The 16,756-nt window shown below is 57.0% G+C and carries 17 protein-coding genes; 12 read left to right on the top strand and 5 right to left on the bottom strand.

Annotated elements, in window-relative coordinates; translation table 11 throughout:
* Positions 1 to 866 precede the first annotated feature (866 nt).
* The 6 genes from L8V22_RS03775 to L8V22_RS03750 all read left to right on the top strand — a co-directional run bounded on the left by L8V22_RS03775 (position 867) and on the right by L8V22_RS03750 (position 6,650).
* Positions 867 to 1,496 carry a C40 family peptidase gene (locus tag L8V22_RS03775; protein WP_238799393.1) on the top strand — a complete coding sequence of 210 codons (630 nt, stop codon included), beginning with the start codon at positions 867 to 869 and terminating at the stop codon, positions 1,494 to 1,496.
* A 114-nt stretch (positions 1,497 to 1,610) separates the two neighbouring features.
* On the top strand, positions 1,611 to 2,654 hold the full coding sequence (locus L8V22_RS03770; RefSeq protein ID WP_238799394.1) for a C40 family peptidase: 1,044 nt from the start codon (positions 1,611 to 1,613) through the stop codon (positions 2,652 to 2,654).
* A complete protein-coding gene (locus tag L8V22_RS03765) occupies positions 2,655 to 3,758 on the top strand; it encodes a glycosyltransferase family 4 protein (RefSeq protein WP_238799395.1) in 1,104 nt (367 codons plus the stop codon).
* A 38-nt stretch (positions 3,759 to 3,796) separates the two neighbouring features.
* A complete protein-coding gene (locus L8V22_RS03760) occupies positions 3,797 to 4,729 on the top strand; it encodes an ROK family protein (RefSeq protein ID WP_238799396.1) in 933 nt (310 codons plus the stop codon).
* Between the two features lie 23 nt (positions 4,730 to 4,752).
* Complete coding sequence (locus tag L8V22_RS03755) at positions 4,753 to 5,493, top strand: lysophospholipid acyltransferase family protein (RefSeq protein ID WP_238799397.1); 741 nt, start codon at positions 4,753 to 4,755, stop codon at positions 5,491 to 5,493.
* Between the two features lie 65 nt (positions 5,494 to 5,558).
* Positions 5,559 to 6,650: an acyltransferase family protein gene (locus L8V22_RS03750; RefSeq protein WP_238799398.1), complete on the top strand. Its 1,092-nt coding sequence runs from the start codon at positions 5,559 to 5,561 to the stop codon at positions 6,648 to 6,650.
* Here the strand turns inward: L8V22_RS03750 and L8V22_RS03745 are convergent.
* On the bottom strand, positions 6,556 to 7,737 hold the full coding sequence (locus L8V22_RS03745) for a glycosyltransferase 87 family protein (RefSeq protein ID WP_238799399.1): 1,182 nt from the start codon (positions 7,735 to 7,737) through the stop codon (positions 6,556 to 6,558). The genes L8V22_RS03750 and L8V22_RS03745 overlap by 95 nt on opposite strands.
* 74 nt (positions 7,738 to 7,811) lie before the next feature.
* Here L8V22_RS03745 and L8V22_RS03740 point away from each other — a divergent pair, with 74 nt between their 5' ends.
* Both L8V22_RS03740 and L8V22_RS03735 read left to right on the top strand, forming a co-directional pair.
* Positions 7,812 to 8,321: a polyadenylate-specific 3'-exoribonuclease AS gene (locus tag L8V22_RS03740; protein ID WP_238799400.1), complete on the top strand. Its 510-nt coding sequence runs from the start codon at positions 7,812 to 7,814 to the stop codon at positions 8,319 to 8,321.
* Between the two features lie 44 nt (positions 8,322 to 8,365).
* Positions 8,366 to 9,754 carry a class II 3-deoxy-7-phosphoheptulonate synthase gene (locus L8V22_RS03735; protein ID WP_238799401.1) on the top strand — a complete coding sequence of 463 codons (1,389 nt, stop codon included), beginning with the start codon at positions 8,366 to 8,368 and terminating at the stop codon, positions 9,752 to 9,754.
* Here the strand turns inward: L8V22_RS03735 and L8V22_RS03730 are convergent.
* Entirely contained in the window at positions 9,751 to 11,091 is a 1,341-nt protein-coding gene (locus L8V22_RS03730) for a protein kinase domain-containing protein (RefSeq protein WP_238799402.1), read from the bottom strand. The two genes, L8V22_RS03735 and L8V22_RS03730, sit on opposite strands and share 4 nt — an antisense overlap.
* 10 nt (positions 11,092 to 11,101) lie before the next feature.
* On the opposite strand from L8V22_RS03730, the gene L8V22_RS03725 reads away from it, so the two are divergent.
* The gene (locus L8V22_RS03725; RefSeq protein WP_238799403.1) at positions 11,102 to 11,506 is read left to right on the top strand and encodes an Rv2175c family DNA-binding protein; all 405 of its coding nucleotides are present in this window, start codon (positions 11,102 to 11,104) and stop codon (positions 11,504 to 11,506) included.
* Here the strand turns inward: L8V22_RS03725 and L8V22_RS03720 are convergent.
* Genes L8V22_RS03720 through L8V22_RS03710 form a run of 3 tightly spaced genes read right to left on the bottom strand, consistent with a single transcriptional unit; the run spans position 11,475 to position 14,658 of the window.
* Positions 11,475 to 12,965 carry an alpha-(1->6)-mannopyranosyltransferase A gene (locus L8V22_RS03720; RefSeq protein WP_269966399.1) on the bottom strand — a complete coding sequence of 497 codons (1,491 nt, stop codon included), beginning with the start codon at positions 12,963 to 12,965 and terminating at the stop codon, positions 11,475 to 11,477. The two genes, L8V22_RS03725 and L8V22_RS03720, sit on opposite strands and share 32 nt — an antisense overlap.
* Before the next feature lie 8 nt (positions 12,966 to 12,973).
* The gene (locus L8V22_RS03715; protein WP_238800028.1) at positions 12,974 to 14,053 is read right to left on the bottom strand and encodes a polyprenyl synthetase family protein; all 1,080 of its coding nucleotides are present in this window, start codon (positions 14,051 to 14,053) and stop codon (positions 12,974 to 12,976) included.
* A gap of 50 nt (positions 14,054 to 14,103) precedes the next feature.
* Positions 14,104 to 14,658, bottom strand: a complete 555-nt coding sequence (locus L8V22_RS03710) for a GNAT family N-acetyltransferase (protein WP_238799405.1) — start codon at positions 14,656 to 14,658, stop codon at positions 14,104 to 14,106.
* A 227-nt stretch (positions 14,659 to 14,885) separates the two neighbouring features.
* On the opposite strand from L8V22_RS03710, the gene L8V22_RS03705 reads away from it, so the two are divergent.
* From L8V22_RS03705 to mraZ, 3 genes are all read left to right on the top strand, one after another.
* On the top strand, positions 14,886 to 15,317 hold the full coding sequence (locus L8V22_RS03705; protein WP_238799406.1) for an SAV_6107 family HEPN domain-containing protein: 432 nt from the start codon (positions 14,886 to 14,888) through the stop codon (positions 15,315 to 15,317).
* Positions 15,318 to 15,426: 109 nt separating this feature from the next.
* Positions 15,427 to 15,825: a DUF3040 domain-containing protein gene (locus L8V22_RS03700; RefSeq protein ID WP_238799407.1), complete on the top strand. Its 399-nt coding sequence runs from the start codon at positions 15,427 to 15,429 to the stop codon at positions 15,823 to 15,825.
* Between the two features lie 453 nt (positions 15,826 to 16,278).
* A complete protein-coding gene (gene mraZ, locus L8V22_RS03695) occupies positions 16,279 to 16,713 on the top strand; it encodes a division/cell wall cluster transcriptional repressor MraZ (protein ID WP_005324499.1) in 435 nt (144 codons plus the stop codon).
* The last annotated feature ends 43 nt before the right edge of the window (positions 16,714 to 16,756 follow it).

Raw genomic sequence — 16,756 nt, 5'->3', positions numbered from 1 at the left:
GTATTTAGTAGGCGGTGGGGTCATTGCCGTGGTTGTCCGGTGTGCTGCAACGGGCTTTGAGACTCCTACCTGCGCGTCGCAATCCGGCTTCGAGAAGTTGGCGGCTGTTAAAAGCCGCCCGAGGCGCGCTGGGAATGGCTTAGGGAAACATCTCTATCTTGTGGGGATATATGGCTGCCGTACAGTTCGCATTCGTTCCTGTTCAGCGCCGGGGGCGGGGCACCGTAGCGTTTGGGTCAAATTCTCGTGTTAGAAGCCCACCTATTCCTCTTTCAGTACATATGCGTGCGGCTAAGGCAGGCGCTTGTTGCCGGGGACGGGTAATGGTCGTCTAAGTAAGAAAGTTGCTATCAGCGCGAGCGTCTTGCAGAGGCCAAAAAAGGTTCATTTGGAGGGCAAGAGGGGCCCTCAATTTGCCTTGGTGTCGAAAGTCACAATTTAGAAAACTCTTAATTGTTAAGTTTGCTTTTGGTCAAGGGATTGCTTCGCTGGAGGTGGCCGAGTGGTTGGTGTTTGTACTGGTTATGGCTTTAAAGGTTCTGTCTCTATTTGGAAATTGTTCGCTCAGGAGAGTTAAATCTCGACAATGTCAACGAAAGGTAACGAAGCGATAACAAACCTTATTTTGGTGTCGCGAATGGACATTGCTTGTGATGATTTCGTAACCTATTCGAGACATTGAGTTACCGCCCGAAAGGTGCTCAATCTAAACAGAAGAATTACAGCGCCGCATCTGGCCCTTCCTACTGAGGGGCCGAGTGGAGGAAATCCTAAAGGAATGGATTTCCAACGAACGCTAGTCCCCCAGGGTCAGAGCTTCCCCAACTTGGTGAAGTAGGCGCGCAGGAAGATTTGGAGTTTTATTCATGACACAGCACCGTCGTCAGGGCAGCAAGAACACCCGTCGCATCGCATCTACTGCAGCACTGGCTGCAACTGCAGCCGTCGTCGCGCCAGGCGTAGCCCAGGCAGCAGAGGTCGTTGTACCTAACACCGACTACCGCTTCGAGGTAGCAGGTCTGGAAAATGTTCCGAATATTGACCAGGTTCCGAACATCGACCACTACGTTCCATCCCTGGGTAAGGTTTCTAACCAGCAGAACAACAACTACGTAGCAGCTGGCCACAAGTCGGCCGCTCCGGCGCAGCAGTCCGTTGGTGAGAAAGCACTGGCTGCAGCCCGCTCCGTAATTGGCTCCCCGTACGTTTACGGCGCCGCAGGCCCGAATGCCTTTGACTGCTCCGGACTGACCAGCTGGGCTTATGCTCAGGCTGGCAAGCAGATTCCGCGTACCTCCCAGGCTCAGGCTTCTGGTGGTACCCCGGTATCTCTGGACCAGCTGCAGCCGGGTGACATCATCGCTTACTACGGTGGTGCTTCCCACGTCGGTATCTACACCGGACACGGCACCATCATTGACGCTCTTAACTCTGGCGTCCCAGTTCAGGAGCGCGACCTGAACTACATGCCGATTCACTCCGCAGTTCGCTTCTAAGAGGTAGCGGATCGAGCCCTCCCCGTCGCGGGGAGGGCTTTGTCGTGCATCAGGGGATAAAACCCGCTATAGTTAGTACGATTTTTAAAAACTTCTAAGTCTAAGGGTCCTTAAGTGTCTAAACGAGTACTTCCTGCAGCTGCGCTTGTGGCAGCTCTTGCTGTTACGTCGGTTTCAGGGATTTCGCAGGTGGTCGCCCAAGAGGCGGCTCCGCAACAGGAATCCGGCGCGGAAGATGTAGACGCCCTGGTTGAGCGCGTTGGCGAGGTTGCGCGAAAAGTCTCCGCCAAGAACGAAGAAGTAAAAGAGCTAGAAATTAAGCTCGAGGAGAAGAAGGCCGAGGTTTCGGTCTCTGAACGTGCGGCTGCTGAGGCCCAGAGTCGTGCGGAGGATGCGAAGGGTGACGTGTCCACGCAGCAGAGCAGGGTTAACGGAATTGCGCAGTCGCGCTACCGTGGGGATTCGCGATCCGCAGTGTCTGGTGCACTGGCTGCAGAAGACCCTTCGGACGCAGTAGAGCGAATGGGCTACCTTGGTGCGCTATCCCGCAAGGCCCAGCGCACCCTCGATGAAAAGGCCAATGCTGCATCCCTGGCAGAAGAGGAAAAACACAAGGCTGGAGACGCCGCAGCTAAGGTCCGCGAGGAAAAGAAGGCGCTCGAAGAGCAGCGTGAGGAGCTTCTCAAGGAAAAGGAGGAGCTGGAAAAGCAGCAAAAGGACATCGAGAAACAAGTTGACGCTCTCGATGAACGGCAGCGCGAGGCCTGGGAGGGCCAGTTCGGTGGTTCCGATAAGCCAGATATGGATTTAGGTGAGGTCGCAGACGGCGCAGCTTCTGCTGCCTTGTCGAAGCTGGGTTCGCCTTATGGCTGGGGTGCGGCAGGCCCAGATCAATTCGACTGTTCTGGCCTTATGTTCTGGGCGTATCAACAGATCGGCAAGTCCATTCCACGTACGTCGCAGGCCCAGATTGCTGGCGGTACATCGGTGCCGCTAGAGGATCTGCAGCCGGGCGATATCGTGGGTTATTATCCTGGAGTGACGCACGTGGGAATGTACATTGGTAACGGCCAGGTGGTGCATGCTTCTACCTATGGCGTACCCGTCCAGGTAGTGCCGTTAAAGTCCATGCCGATTACTGGAACGGCTCGTTACTAAGTGGCCCGCGTTCTGCTGGTAACGAATGACTTTCCGCCAAAAATCGGTGGGATTCAGTCCTACCTGCGCGATTTCGTTGCAACGCTGGATCCGCGCGAGGTAGTTGTCTTTGCTTCTACTCAAGAGCCGCCGGCGGAATTCGATGCCGCGGCGGACTATAAGGTTATTCGCTGGCCTCGGCGAGTGATGTTGCCGACGCCGGCGACGGTGCGGCGCATGCAAGAGATCATTCGCGCGGAGAGTATCGACATTGTGTGGTTTGGTGCTGCAGCGCCATTGGCTTTGATGGGCAAGGCCGCAAAGGAGGCGGGGGCCACCCGGGTAGTCGCCACTACGCACGGTCACGAAGTGGGTTGGTCGATGGTGCCTGGCGCTAGGCAATGCCTGCGCCGCATCGGCGATTACGCTGACGTGATTACCTATATCTCCGACTACACTCTGCGTCGGTTGCGTCAGCCATTCGGACCGAACCCGCGTTGGGAGCACCTTCCGTCCGGGGTGAGCGTGGAAGGTTTGTCCCCGGCCACGCCGGAGCAGCGCGCAGCTGCCAAGGCAGAGTTCGGGATAAGCGGACCCACCATCGTATGCATTTCGCGGTTTGTCCCGCGCAAAGGCCAAGACCAACTACTGCGTGCCATGCCCTTGGTACGTGAGGAATTTCCGGACGCGCAGCTGCTTCTCATTGGGCGCGGGCGCTACCGCGTGGCCTTAGAACAGCTAGCGGATATGTATTGTCCCGATGCGGTGATCCAAGAGGCTGAAAGTATTGAAACAGCCTTGCATGCGGCGGATGTTTTTGCCATGCCGGCACGTACCCGTGGCGGCGGTCTGGATGTTGAGGGCTTGGGCATTGTCTATTTGGAGGCCCAAGCGTGCGGCCTGCCAGTTATCGCCGGGGATTCTGGCGGAGCGCCGGAAACGGTGACGGGGGAGACCGGGGTCATTGTCAAGGGCTCCTCTGTGCAGGAACTGGCTGAGGCGCTGAAAGCTTTGCTGGCTGATCCGCAGCGGAGGATGCGCATGGGGCAAGCAGGTCGTCGCCATGTGGAAGAACATTGGACTTGGCGGATTATGGGGCAGTGGTTGCGGCGTCTGCTGTCCTGATGTGACCCTAACCCGGTTGCCGGTATATTCTGTTATGCATGCTTAAGAATAACTCCGCCGATCTGACTATCGGCTTCGACGTCGGTGGCACCAACGTGCGCGGCGGAGTGATCACTCGGGAGGGTCAGATTCTCGCTAGCCGCACGGTTCCCACTTCCATGGACACCGAACAGCTAGAAGCAGATATTGTGGGCATCGTCGATGAGCTGCGCGCCGATTACGAGGTTGACGCCGTTGGACTTGCCTTGGCGGGATTTTTGGATCCTAAGTGTGAGGTAGTGCGTTTCGCCCCGCATCTTCCATGGCGCCATGCCAACGTGAGGGAATCCCTCTCACGGAAACTAGGCATGCATGTGCGCTTGGAGCACGATGCAAATTCCGCCGCTTGGGGTGAGTGGTGTTTTGGCGCCGGCCGCGGTGCGGAGGATTGGGTTTTCTTTGCAGTGGGTACCGGAATCGGTGCCACGCTGATGACGCATGACACGATTTACCGCGGTGCGTTTGGTACCGCCCCAGAATTTGGGCATATCGTGGTGGTCCCTAATGGTCGGCAGTGCTCCTGCGGCAAGCGTGGTTGTTTGGAACGTTATGCCTCTGGCACCGCATTGCCGGACACATGCGCTGATCTGCGCGGAAGTTATGAGACTACGCTGCCAGCTGAGCCCACAGGCAAAGAGATTACCCAGGCTGCGCGGCGTGGAGATCCGCTCGCCGTTGCAGTAATGGAAGATTTTAGCCGGTGGCTGGGCCAAGGCCTGTCCATTGTGGCCGATGTCCTCGATCCGGAACTCATCGTGCTTGGCGGTGGCGTATCCCAAGACGCGGACCTGTATCTGGAAGGCGCTGTCCAAGCTATGGGGCAAGATATTGTTGGTGCTGGGCATCGCCCCCTTGCCCGCGTTGCCACCGCCGAATTGGGCTCGGCAGCGGGTATGATTGGCGTAGCCGATTTGGCCCGCAGCGGCCGTTAGAACTAACAAAGGACGACCTGGCGATGGAAAACAAGTGGTACTGGGCTTTTAAGCACATTTTCTTCGGACCTGCCCTGCGTGTATGGAATCGTCCGTGGACCGAGGGCATAGAAAAAATCCCTGCTGAAGGACCCGCGATTTTGGTGTCGAACCACCAATCCGTGATGGATTCTTTCTTCTTTCCCTTGGTCTGCCCCCGTCAGATCACCTTTCCAGCTAAGTCGGAATACTTCACCACTCCGGGGCTTGTCGGCAGCATGCAAAAGTGGTTTTTCACCTCAGTAGGCCAGGTTCCCATTGAGCGCGATAGCGAGGACGCTGGCGACGCCGTTGTGCAAACCGCAGAAAGCATTTTATCCCGCGGCGACCTGTTCGGTATTTACCCCGAAGGCACTCGTTCCCCAGATGGTCGTGTATATAGGGGGCGCACCGGCATGGCTCGAATCGCCATGGAGACTAACCAGCCGGTATTCCCCATTGCGATGATCAATTCGCGCAAGGCGAATCCCATCGGTTCGTGGATTCCTCGTCCCTTCAAGGTCGGCGTGCGGGTGGGGGACGCCATCTGGCCGCATGAGTGGGCAAAGGAACGTGGGATGAACCCGTCTGAGCATGAGACCATCCGTGCCTTTACGGATTTTGTGATGCGTAATTTGGCCGAATTGAGCGAGCAGCCTTATGTTGATGTGTACGCCTCTGCTGTGAAGGCTTCACTCAAAGCCGGCCATGGTTACCCCGCCGGCGCAGAATACAAGGGGAGGTAATCACTATTCCCAAGGCCCGCTTAGCCTGGCCAGATACCGCTAAAGGCGTATCCATCATCGGCGTTGTGCTGCTGCACGTCACGCTGGTGGTTCCGGAAGGTGAGCTAACATGGTTAGCCGCCCTCAACGTATGGCTGGATCCGCTCCGCCTACCCTTGTTCTTTCTTGTATCCGGCTATTTCTCTACCAAGATTTTTCGCTATTCTTTCAGCGAGCTTTTTACTCGACGTCTGTGGTTTTTCCTCGTTCCCTACACGGTGTGGATGACCGTTGAACTGTGGACCAAGCGCATTGAGTACCACTGGGTATTTGGTGATCCTTATCTGCAGTTTACTGAGCTGCTGTATAACCTGCTTTTGGGGCACACTATGGCCTGGTTTATTCACGCGCTCATTGTGTTCAATTTATTTTTGTGGGCCGTTCGCAAATTGCCGGCGTGGGCGGGCATAGGCTTAAGCTTTGCGCCGCTGCTTTTCATCGCGTGGCAGGACCATTATTACTTCATCGGCAAAGCCATTATGTTCTTGCCCATCTTCGTCGGAGCGTCCTACTTGCGTGGGCCAATCACGCGGTTTGCCGACGCCGCCGAAGCACCCTTCAAAGGTATCTTCCGCATCGGGTCCCTGTGGGCCTATTGTGCGGCTATCCTCAGCTACATTGCAGGACTGTCCATCCGGCGTACCTGGAATGCCGTCGAGGGTGAGGTATCGGTGCAGTGGCCATTGCCAGGTGGGGATTTCCTCGGCCGAGGCGATTTGGATCTACTTATTCGCTTTGCAGAGCAGACACTCGTAACTCCAGCGGGCATCGTAGGTGCAGTCCTCATCAGCCATATTCCGGCGATTTCCGCTTTTGTAAAGTTCGTGGGCCGGCATACCCTGCCCATCTACTTGGCTCACCCGATCGGCATGACCCTGGGGTTTGGCTTCTTCATGGCCCACCGCGATTACGTGGTGAGCCTTGCCGGGCAATGGCCGCTGGAGAATACCTGGTTTTGGATCGGAATGTGCTTTTTCTACTCGGCCGCGGCATCGGTGGCCCTATGGGCGTTGGGGAAGGTCCCTATCCTTGGCTGGACGCTGGTTCCGCCGCGGATTGATAAGCGCCGGCCCGTCGTAGAGCCAATGGTAGCGAACAAAGAACCAGTAGAGCGGTAACGATGGCATAGTCGTTGCCCACGATGTGCTGCCACCATGCCCAGTTCAGCTCCTGGTCATTGGCATGGGGCACAAGCCAGTGACCGCGAGCCAGGAGTGCCAGCCACGTCAGCGCGGCGAGCACCCAGTGGCGCTGCGCTACTAGGAGCACTCCCGCTAGCACGAGCCAGGTGAAATGATGCGACCACGACACCGGCGAGCACAGCAGCGATACTGACGCGGCCAGTAGCATGAGGACTGCCTGGTTTTCGTGGGAGAGGCGCTCCATGGCAAACCATATGATGCCAACGACGAGGACAACAGCCACGAGCCACAGTGTTTCAGCATGGTCCGGGACTAGGCGGCTAAAGAATCCGCGCAGAGATTGGTTGGAGCTATAGGCTAGGCCGCCAATGCGGTTGGAATCCCGCAAGGTTTCGCTCCAGTACTGAATGGAGCTATGCGGATTGCAAGCAAAAGCGATGAGTCCTGCCGCGAGAAAGGCACCGAGTGCGCTGAAAAATGCGCGCCACTCGCGGCGGACGAAAAATACGGCGAGGAATACCGCAGGGGTGAGCTTGATAGCCATTGCGATACCGGTAAGCACGCCGCGGCCGCGGCCCGGGCGTAGCCAGAGAATATCTACTACTACCAGCGCGGTGAGCAAGATATTGACTTGGCCGAAGCTAAAAGTCTCCGTAATCGGCTCAGTAAGCATTGCAGCCAGGAGCGCCCAGCCTGCCCAGACGGGGCAGCCAATGGAGCGCAGAACGAGGGCTACACAGGCCCACAGCGCAAGGAAAGAGGCTATAGATACTAAGAGGCTCGCGGCGGTGAGGGGAATCCAGCTCAATGGGACAAAAAGCAGCGCCGCAAACGGCGGGTAGGTAAAGGGGAGAGAGACATCGCGATTGCTGCCGACGAGATAGTCTTTGGCGTATAGGTCGCTGCCAAAGCCGGCACCACCTTCGCGGTAAACGTCGAGGTCAATGTGGTAGTAGGTGGAGAAATGGCCGGAGAAAAACTCCGGAATATCAATCAGCCACCAAAGGGCCACGAGGGCAGATAGGCACAAGGGAAATGCAGTAAACCACACAGATTTCTTCACGCCAGAAGTGTACAACCGTCTCTTTAAGGGGCCAATTTATCGCCTCCGACTAGGCGGCGCTAGGCTTGGGAGACGTGCGCTACTTCTATGACACCGAATTTATCGAAGATGGACAGACCATTGAATTGGTCTCCATCGGTATCGTCGGTGAGGATGGCAGCGAATACTACGCTGTGTCTACGGATTTTGATCCATCCAAGGCCAACTCTTGGGTAAAAGACAACGTATTGGCCAAGCTGCCGAGCCCACGGGATCCGGTGTGGAAGCCCTTGGAAACCATCCGCGCAGAGGTCTTTGAGTTCTTGACCCAAAGTTCCACGCCGGTTGAGCTATGGGCGTGGGTGGGCGCCTATGATCACGTGGTCTTGGCGCAGCTGTGGGGAGATATGGCCGGACTGCCAAAGCGCATGCCACGGTATACTCGCGAGCTAAAGCAGTATTGGGAGTTTGCGGGACGCCCTAGCCTGCCTGCTGTACCCAAGGGCAACCATGATGCGCTTGTCGACGCCCGCCATAACCTCGCCAAGTTCCGTGCCTGCGCCCAAGTGCTTCCGCTCTCTAAGGGCAATAGAATCAATATCTAGAATTTAACTAACGCGCTATAGGTCCTTAATGGTTAAATAGCAGTGTGAGTTGGACAGTAGATATTCCGCAAGGCGTTCTCCCGGACCTTCCACCATTGCCTGAGGGCATCGAGGAAGTGTTCCAAGACGTCATCAAGCGTGATGCAAAGCAGCAGCCAAGCTGGGATCCCTCCCAGGCCAATAACGTGCGCAAAATTCTCGAATCCGTGCCTCCTATCGTGGTTGCGCCCGAGATTGAAGCGCTCAAGAAGAAGCTGGCAGACGTTGCCCTAGGCAAGGCTTTTTTGCTGCAAGGCGGCGACTGTGCAGAAACGTTTGAGTCAAATACCGAGCCGCATATCCGTGGCAATGTGAAAACGCTGCTGCAGATGGCCGTGGTGTTGACCTATGGTGCCTCGGTTCCCGTGGTGAAACTGGGCCGCATCGCCGGCCAGTACGCCAAGCCGCGTTCCTCTGATACGGATTCCAACGGTCTGTTGAACTACCGCGGTGACATTGTCAATGGCGTGGAGCCGAGCGAGGAGGCTCGCCGTCACGACCCCGCCCGCATGATCCGCGCTTACGCAAACTCTTCGGCGGCAATGAACCTGGTACGTTCGCTAACCTCGTCTGGAACTGCGGATCTCTACCGCCTGCATGAGTGGAACCGTGAGTTCGTGCGTAAGTCTCGCGCTGGTGCCCGCTACCAGGACCTGGCCCGTGAGATCGAAAACGGTCTGAACTTTATGAATGCCTGCGGTGTGCACGATGACACCTTGCGCTCTGCCGATATCTACTGCTCGCACGAAGCATTGCTGAAGGACTACGAGCGCTCCATGCTGCGCTTGGGTCAGGATAATAATGGCGAAACCAAGCTCTACGATCTTTCTGCGCACCAAGTATGGATTGGTGAGCGCACCCGTGGGATCGAGGATTTTCACGTGAATTTCGCGGCGATGATTGGCAACCCAGTGGGGATTAAGCTGGGGCCGGGGGTAACCCCGGAGCAGGCCGTGGAGTACGCGGAAAGGCTCGACCCGAACCGCGAGCCAGGGCGCTTGACCATGATTTCGCGCATGGGCCACGATAAGGTCCGTAGCGTTCTTCCTGCCATCGTGAAGGCGGTGGAAGACTCCGGCCACAAGGTGGTCTGGCAGTCCGATCCGATGCACGGCAATACCTTCACCGCTTCTAATGGGTACAAGACTCGCCACTTTGACAAGATCGTGGACGAAGTCCAAGGCTTCTTTGAAGTTCACCGTGAACTGGGCACCCATCCTGGTGGCGTGCACCTCGAGTTCACCGGTGAAGACGTGACCGAGTGCCTGGGCGGCGCGGAGGATATCACGGACGTGGATCTGCCGGGCCGCTACGAGTCGGCCGTGGATCCGCGCCTGAATACGCAGCAGTCGCTAGAGCTGTCCTTCCTCATCGCGGAGATGCTGCGTAACTAAATCCACAGGTTCGGCGTCATGCCATAAAGCGAAGAACCGAACCACCACCCGCCGATCGCCACCGCGCCAACAGCAATCGCTACCACTAGTAGGAAAAGAACTAGTGAAAGCGGATTGCGGTTGGTCAGCGGACGCTCGGCGGGTTCTTCTTGTGCGCTGTGGACCGGTTGCTCAGGGACAGATGCCGCCACCGGTGGTGGCGCAGATGCAGCTGCCGGGGCAAACGGTTCGAGGGGGGACTCGGCCGTGGAATATGGCTGCGGCTGCGGTTGTGGCTGCGGCCCTGGAGCGGCCCCCGCCTGAGGCATATCCAGTTTTGTTTCAAAACTTAGGCGCTGCGGCGGGATGACTTTTGTCGGGCCACCGTCAAGATGTTCCGTTTCGTCCTGCGAGATGTTGCGGGTGGGCTCAAAGATTTCGGTGGCTCCTGTGCCAGAAAAATCCGTAGGAGCCTGTGCCGTGCGCGCCGCGGCAGCGTTCCTTGGCACGGGGATGGTCACGTCTGGGAGATCGAGCTCTCGGCAGACATCATCGAGCGCCTCGAGAAACTCGCCGGCGTCGGAGAAGCGCTCACGGGGATCACGGGCGGTGGCGGTGGCCACGAGGGCGTCGACAAGCTTGGGCAAACCAGAGATACGCGACGACGGCGCGGGGACGTCGGAATTTAAGCGGGCCGTGGCATGCGCCATGGGAGTATCGCCAGAGAAGGGAACGGTGCCGGTAAGCAGCTCGAAGAGGACGATACCGGCTGAATATACATCCGAGGCCGGGGTAATTTCCTCACCGGTTACTTGCTCTGGCGCAAGGTAGGACACGGTGCCCACAATCATGTTTGTCGTGGCTTCGGCATTGGTGGCGCGCACCAGCCCAAAATCGCCCACCTTTACTCGGTGGTGGGAGGTAATAAGCACATTATCGGGTTTGATGTCGCGGTGGATGAGCCCGGTGGAATGTACCTCCTCTAGGCCGCGGAGAATATTGCGCAGGGTAGAAGCGGCCGCCTGCACGGGGAAGGGGCCGCCTTCGGCCAAAAGCTCGCGTAACGTACCGCCATCGATGAGTTCCATGATGAGGTAAATGGGTTCGCCGTCGGCCGAAAAATCGTGAATAGCTACGAGGTTGGGATCCTGCAGCCGGGCCATGGCACGAGCCTCGCGGGAAAAGCGTTTGATAAAGACTGGGTCATCGGAATAGCGCTCATCCAGGACCTTCGCCGCTACCGCGCGCCCCAGCCGCATGTCCACGCAGCGATAGACGGTAGACATGCCTCCGCGGGCAATAGGGCGATCGATGCGGTAACGATTCTCCAGAACGTCACCAATTTCCAACCTAGTCATATCTCCCAGTATGGCTGATCTTCTAGCCCGCGTTAAAGTAGAGGACGTGACTAACGCAGAAAAATCCCTCGATTCCTTGCTCGCTAAAGAAGAACTGCTCAGCATGCAGCAAGTGGCAGAAAAGCTAGACTTGCCCATTACGCGCGCTTATGACCTGCTGCAGGACCGAAAGTTCATTGCCTGGGATTCCCCGGAAGGAAAGCGCGTGCCGTTGGCTTTTTTCAATGACAAGGGCGTCATTGCAAAGCACGTGACCGCGGCAATTACTGTGCTGACGGACGGCGGTTATAAGGACCCCGAGATTTTCAAACACCTCTTTACTGAGGATGACTCACTTCCGGGCCGCCCGATCGATGCCCTGCATGGCCACCTAGCCCGCGAGGTTATTCGGCGGGCACAGGCTGCCGCTTTTTAGCGACGCCTTCAAAGATCCACTGGGTGGCAAACCATGCCACCACGATCATGCCGATGACCCAGAACCAGTTGTAGAGCTGGTGATTGCCATCGCCGGAGAAGGAAACACCAATAAACAAAGCCACGCCGGTGGTGAACTTGATAAGCCACAGCGGCGGGCGGAAAGTGCCCATCAAGGTAAAAATCGACGCGTAGTACCACGGCAATGTTACGGCATTGAAGACAAAAGCAACTTGGTACGCGGCAGCGGTGCCCATGATGGCATCGCGGTCGTCTTTGCGGCATAGCCACCACACCGCTACCAGGCCAAGGAACATGCACGCCATAGCGATTGTGCGCAAAACGGCAAGGATGGCGTTATAGGATGCATCCGGCATAAAGATCTGTACGGCAGGGAAGATGACATCGGTGGCCAAGGTTGGACCGGCCAGCGGATTAATCACCTTGGAGTTTCCGCTGACTTGCGATAACCAGCCCCAAGACGTGCCGGAAACCCAAGTGATGAGGGCTACCGCCACGATAATCTCTGCCACCGCGACGATGCCGGATACAACGAAGATGGCAAGTAAACGCCACTTACCAGTGCCCTTTTGTGCGTAGTGGTGGAGCATCATCCACACGATAAACGGTGCGGCAATGACCGCAGTGGCCTTCATTGCCACGGCAGTGCCCACGAGGATGAGGGCAGCGTGGAAGCGCTTATGTAAAGCTGCTAACAAGCCGATAGATACAAGGCCTACCATGAGCGATTCATTATGCATACCGCCGATGAGATGCAAGATGATAACTGGGTTAGCTACGCCGAGCCACAGCGCTACCGCGGGATCCGCGCTGAGCTTCCGGGCGATGCGGGGAATTGACCAAGCGATGGCGATAAAGCCCAGTAGGGAGAGAACTTTGTAGACCACCACACCGGCGGTGACGTTATCGCCCACCAAGCGGGTAACTAATTCTCCTATCCACAGATGAAGCGGGCCATAAGGAGTGGTGGTGTTGCGCCAATCCTGTGATACCTCGAGGAGGAAGGGGCCCGGGTTTACGGCGGCTCCTTCGCTATAAGGATCGAAGCCATCGCGAACCATCGCGCCCTGCATCAGATAGGAATAGACGTCGCGGGAAGCCAGAGGTCCAGCCAATAACAGAGGAGCAACCCAGGCTATGAGGATGCGCTGAATGTCGTGCAAGCCGCCCTCAGGGCGGGGAGCTTTAAGCTGCGGGCGAATGATGCTGCGCCCAGCGAGCACCCACGCTGCGGCTAAGAGGAAAATTCCCACCCAGTACAGCGCGAGACCAAGGTTGCGCCCGTGCCCGTAGGACAAGAAACCAATATTGAGGGCCTCGAGGAGCCCTCCGCGGTTGCGGGTCGCGCCACCCGAAAAGGACGCGAGCAGCAAAATACAGGAGGCCGATAGCCCCAGCGGCAACGCGCGCGGAATGGGAAAAGAGTACGTCTTTGCCACGGGAAAACCTACTTGCGGCGAGCGGTGGCCTTGATAGCCAATTGCTCGAGGGTTTCGGTCACCGCGGGATCTACTCGTGCAGCGCGCAGGTGGCGCAGGCCGGATTGCGTCAAGGACTCGATGCGCCGTTCAATCTCTTCCGGTGCGCCGGAGTCAGCAATGATTTGTGCCAACCGCGATAGCTCTTGGGGATCAGAGGTGCGGCCGACGAGCTTGCGCAAAGTGGCAGCGGCCTGGGGATTAGATTCATCCGCACGCCGAAGCGCTAACGCCAAAAGCTCGGTGCGCTTGCCCTCGCGCAAATCATCACCAGCCGGTTTGCCGGTTATTGCGGGATCACCAAAGACGCCCAATTGATCGTCGCGCAGCTGGTAGGCAATGCCAATATCACGCCCGTAGCTGCGAAAGGCAGTGATGAGTTCCTCGCTCGCCCCGGCGATGGATGCCCCAAGGTGCAAAGGACGCTCAATGGTATAAGCAGCCGTTTTATAGCGGTTGACGGAATTGGCGAGCTTTACCGATTCGGAACCTGCTGCCTCCAAAGAGATATCCAAAAGTTGCCCGCCAATGACTTCAGTGCGCATGCCACGCCACGCGTTGCGGGCACGGTGCAAAGCGGCCGCACTTAAACCAGAGTCCTGGAACATGTCCTCCGCAAACACGAGCGCTAAATCGCCTACCAGGATTGCCACGGAGGTACCAAAGAATTCTGGATCGCCCAGGTAATCCGATTCGCGGTGCAGCTTTTCGACGCCCCGGTGCACCGTAGGATTGCCGCGCCGGGTATTAGAAGCATCGATAATGTCATCGTGGATTAGTGCGCAGGCCTGGATGAATTCCAGAGAGGCGGCCGCACGCAGCATGGCCGCGGGCTCTTCCTCTCCGCGACCTGCAGCGAGGTAGCCCGCCCAGGCATAGGTGGGGCGGACTCGCTTGCCACCATCCAACACGAAGGATTCCAAAAAGCTCACGGCTTTGGTTACTGGGGCGCCAATTTCAGCAACCTGTTCTCGGCGTTGATCGAGAAAGGTGGCGAGTTCTTCGCGCACCGCACCGGGGATGTTCGCAAGCTCAGGAATATTCTGCATAGTCACACCCCACACGATACCGGCTAGGGTGCGCAAGAAATAACAGGGGTTTACAGCGGCAGCACGGCGCCCAAAATGGCAAATGGCCGGGCGTCAGCGGGGTAGAGGTGCCCCCGGAGAACGTCGAAGAAGCCGGTGGACCTGTAGAGCCGGAAGGCACCATTGTCTTCGTTCGGCACTTCTGGTGTGGACAGCAGGGCATAGCGCGCCGAGGCGTTGCACAATAAAGCTTCTAGTAGCTTTCTGCCGAGGCCGTGCCCCTGGTACTGCGGCAAGACATGGATCTCCGCTAGTTCAAAGTAGCTGCGTAAAATTTCCCACTGTTGTTCGGTGGGCCCGCCTTGCAGTCTTAGGCCACGGCGAAGCTCGGCATCCCACCAGCTATCGGGCGAACCTAAAAACCCGTAGGCCACGCCAACGATCTCGTTGTGATGAATGGCAATCTGAGCGTCGAATCCGGCCCGTACCAGGTCATTGCGCCAGCCAGCAATGCGGCTATGCAAGATGGTCGGATTGTAGTTCATTGCTTCGATATAGATTTCCACCAGCTGTGGGACCAGCAGGGAGAATTCCGGCGGGGATAGGCGGCGAATTTCAAAGCTCACAGTATCTATGACACCAGAAGTGCACAGTAGAGGAAAAGTGGGGTGCACTCTGCAGGCCGGAAAAGGTGATAATAGATCGAACAAGAAAGCTGTTGAAATCTTATGTGCAGCGCTTACTATTGATCTACTCGAACATGTGAACTACCATTAGGGGCGAGGTGTCCAATGGCCTCATTAGCGTCAGGGGCAGTTCATCGACGTTATTTACTGAGTTAAGGACAATTGCAATGGCACAGATTATTTCGGCAACGCGTACCCATTCCCTTGGTCGTGAAGGTAGCAAGCGTGCCCGGTTTCTCTATCAGGCGCGAGAATTATTAGATGCTGCGCGCGGTTATGCGGCCGAGGGGCGGTTTGATCAAGCTTTAGAGGTGGCATACCAATCGGCCCTGCGTACCGCTGGGGCGCGAGTAGCAGCATCTGCGGCGGCTCGTCGTCGCCGTCTTCCCTCTAGCGCGTGGGACAGGCTAGCGCTTGTTGGTGTGGAAGATAAGCGGTGGGCTGAATCTTTTAAGGGCTATTCCCGTACCCGCGCACGCGTAGCGTCGGGCTTGGATGAAGTGCCGAGTGAAGAGTTTGTCTTTGATCTCATGCAGCTCGCCGCACAGTTTTTGGATGAAAGTGAGGCGGAGACCACTTTTGGCTCTTTTGCTGCATAGTCACTGCGTGGGGGCGCTCACTACCTTTTGGGGAACATACTGATTATTCTGGGCGTTAGTATATGTAGAACTATTACCGCCCGAAGCCCAATCCGTAGTTGGAGGAACAGTGTCTCTTTCTGAGCAGGAGCAGCGTACGCTCCGTGAAATTGAGGAATCGTTACTTGCTGACGATCCTAAGTTTGGCGCTTCCGTTTCTGAGCCTACGTCTTTCGGTGGCTCCGGCGGTGCGGTAACCCTGCGAGGTATAGCGCTAATCGTCGTTGGCCTATGCATGCTCATCGGCGGCGTTGCCCTCGCACAGCAAAGCCTTTGGTTTATTGTGCTTTCCATTGCTGGCTTTTTGGTCATGTTTGCCGCTGGTGTGTGGATGTTGCGTGGTGATGGCTCTGGCCATTCGGTACGGAATCAGTATTCCAGTGCCCGTGCAAAGAAGTCCTCTTCCCACAGTGGTGGGGTTAGTGGCAGATTAGAAGAAAATTTCCGCCGCCGCTTTGAGGGGCGTTAGCGCCATTTCTATCTAGTTCACCCCGGACGGTCTCGTTAAGGGCCGACCGGGGGATTTTTTATGCCTTTACAAAATTTCCCACTTTGCCCCACTGGGGAAGAACTAATTGGGCGGCCATGGGGTGCCTGACCCGTGGGTCGGAGTAAAAGGCCTCGATAACACAGGATATGGGGTTGGTGAGGGCAGCGGGACACTTTATGTTGGTGGTGTGGGTGGGGCGGGAGGGGTAGTTGTATCGGGGTGTCAAGGTCTTTTTGGGGATTTCTTCCCACTGGAAAAACTGCTGTCTAGCTGCGGGTAATCGGAATTGTTCTGGGAAACACGCCGATTTAAATGGGTTCGGTGGGGGAAAGTGGGGTAGAGTGGGGCGCAGCGGAGGAAAGAAGGGCCAAAGGGTCTCGATTCTGAAGTAAGAGAATCCGGAGTTTTCGAGTAAGGAAGGTGGACGCCGGGATGTTTCTCGGAACCTACACTCCGAAGCTCGATGACAAAGGACGTCTTACGCTTCCGGCAAAGTTTCGTGATGAACTCGCGGGTGGCCTCATGGTCACCAAGGGGCAGGACCACTCGCTGGCCGTGTACCCGCGGGAGGAATTTGCGGCACGCGCACGGAAGGCTGCGGCGGTTTCTCGAACCAACCCAGAAGCGCGTGCTTTCATTCGTAACTTGGCAGCAAGTGCGGACGAACAGCGGCCAGATGGGCATGGGCGTATCACGTTGTCCGCGGGGCATCGGGAATATGCGAACTTGTCCAAAGAGTGCGTAGTGGTTGGCTCAGTGGACTTTCTCGAAATTTGGGATGCAGCCGCATGGGCTGAGTACCAGTCGCAAACTGAAGATGCTTACTCGGCAGCGGATGCCGATGACGTACTGGCAGGCTTGCTCTAAGTCTGCACAAGAGTGCGTGTAAGGACTCTGTCCGAGGCGGATG

It is taken from the genome of Corynebacterium yonathiae, from assembly GCF_027570195.1.
Lineage (GTDB): Bacteria > Actinomycetota > Actinomycetes > Mycobacteriales > Mycobacteriaceae > Corynebacterium > Corynebacterium yonathiae.
The sequence above is the reverse complement of the archived record's forward strand: the minus strand, read 5'-3'. Positions and strand labels throughout refer to the sequence as shown.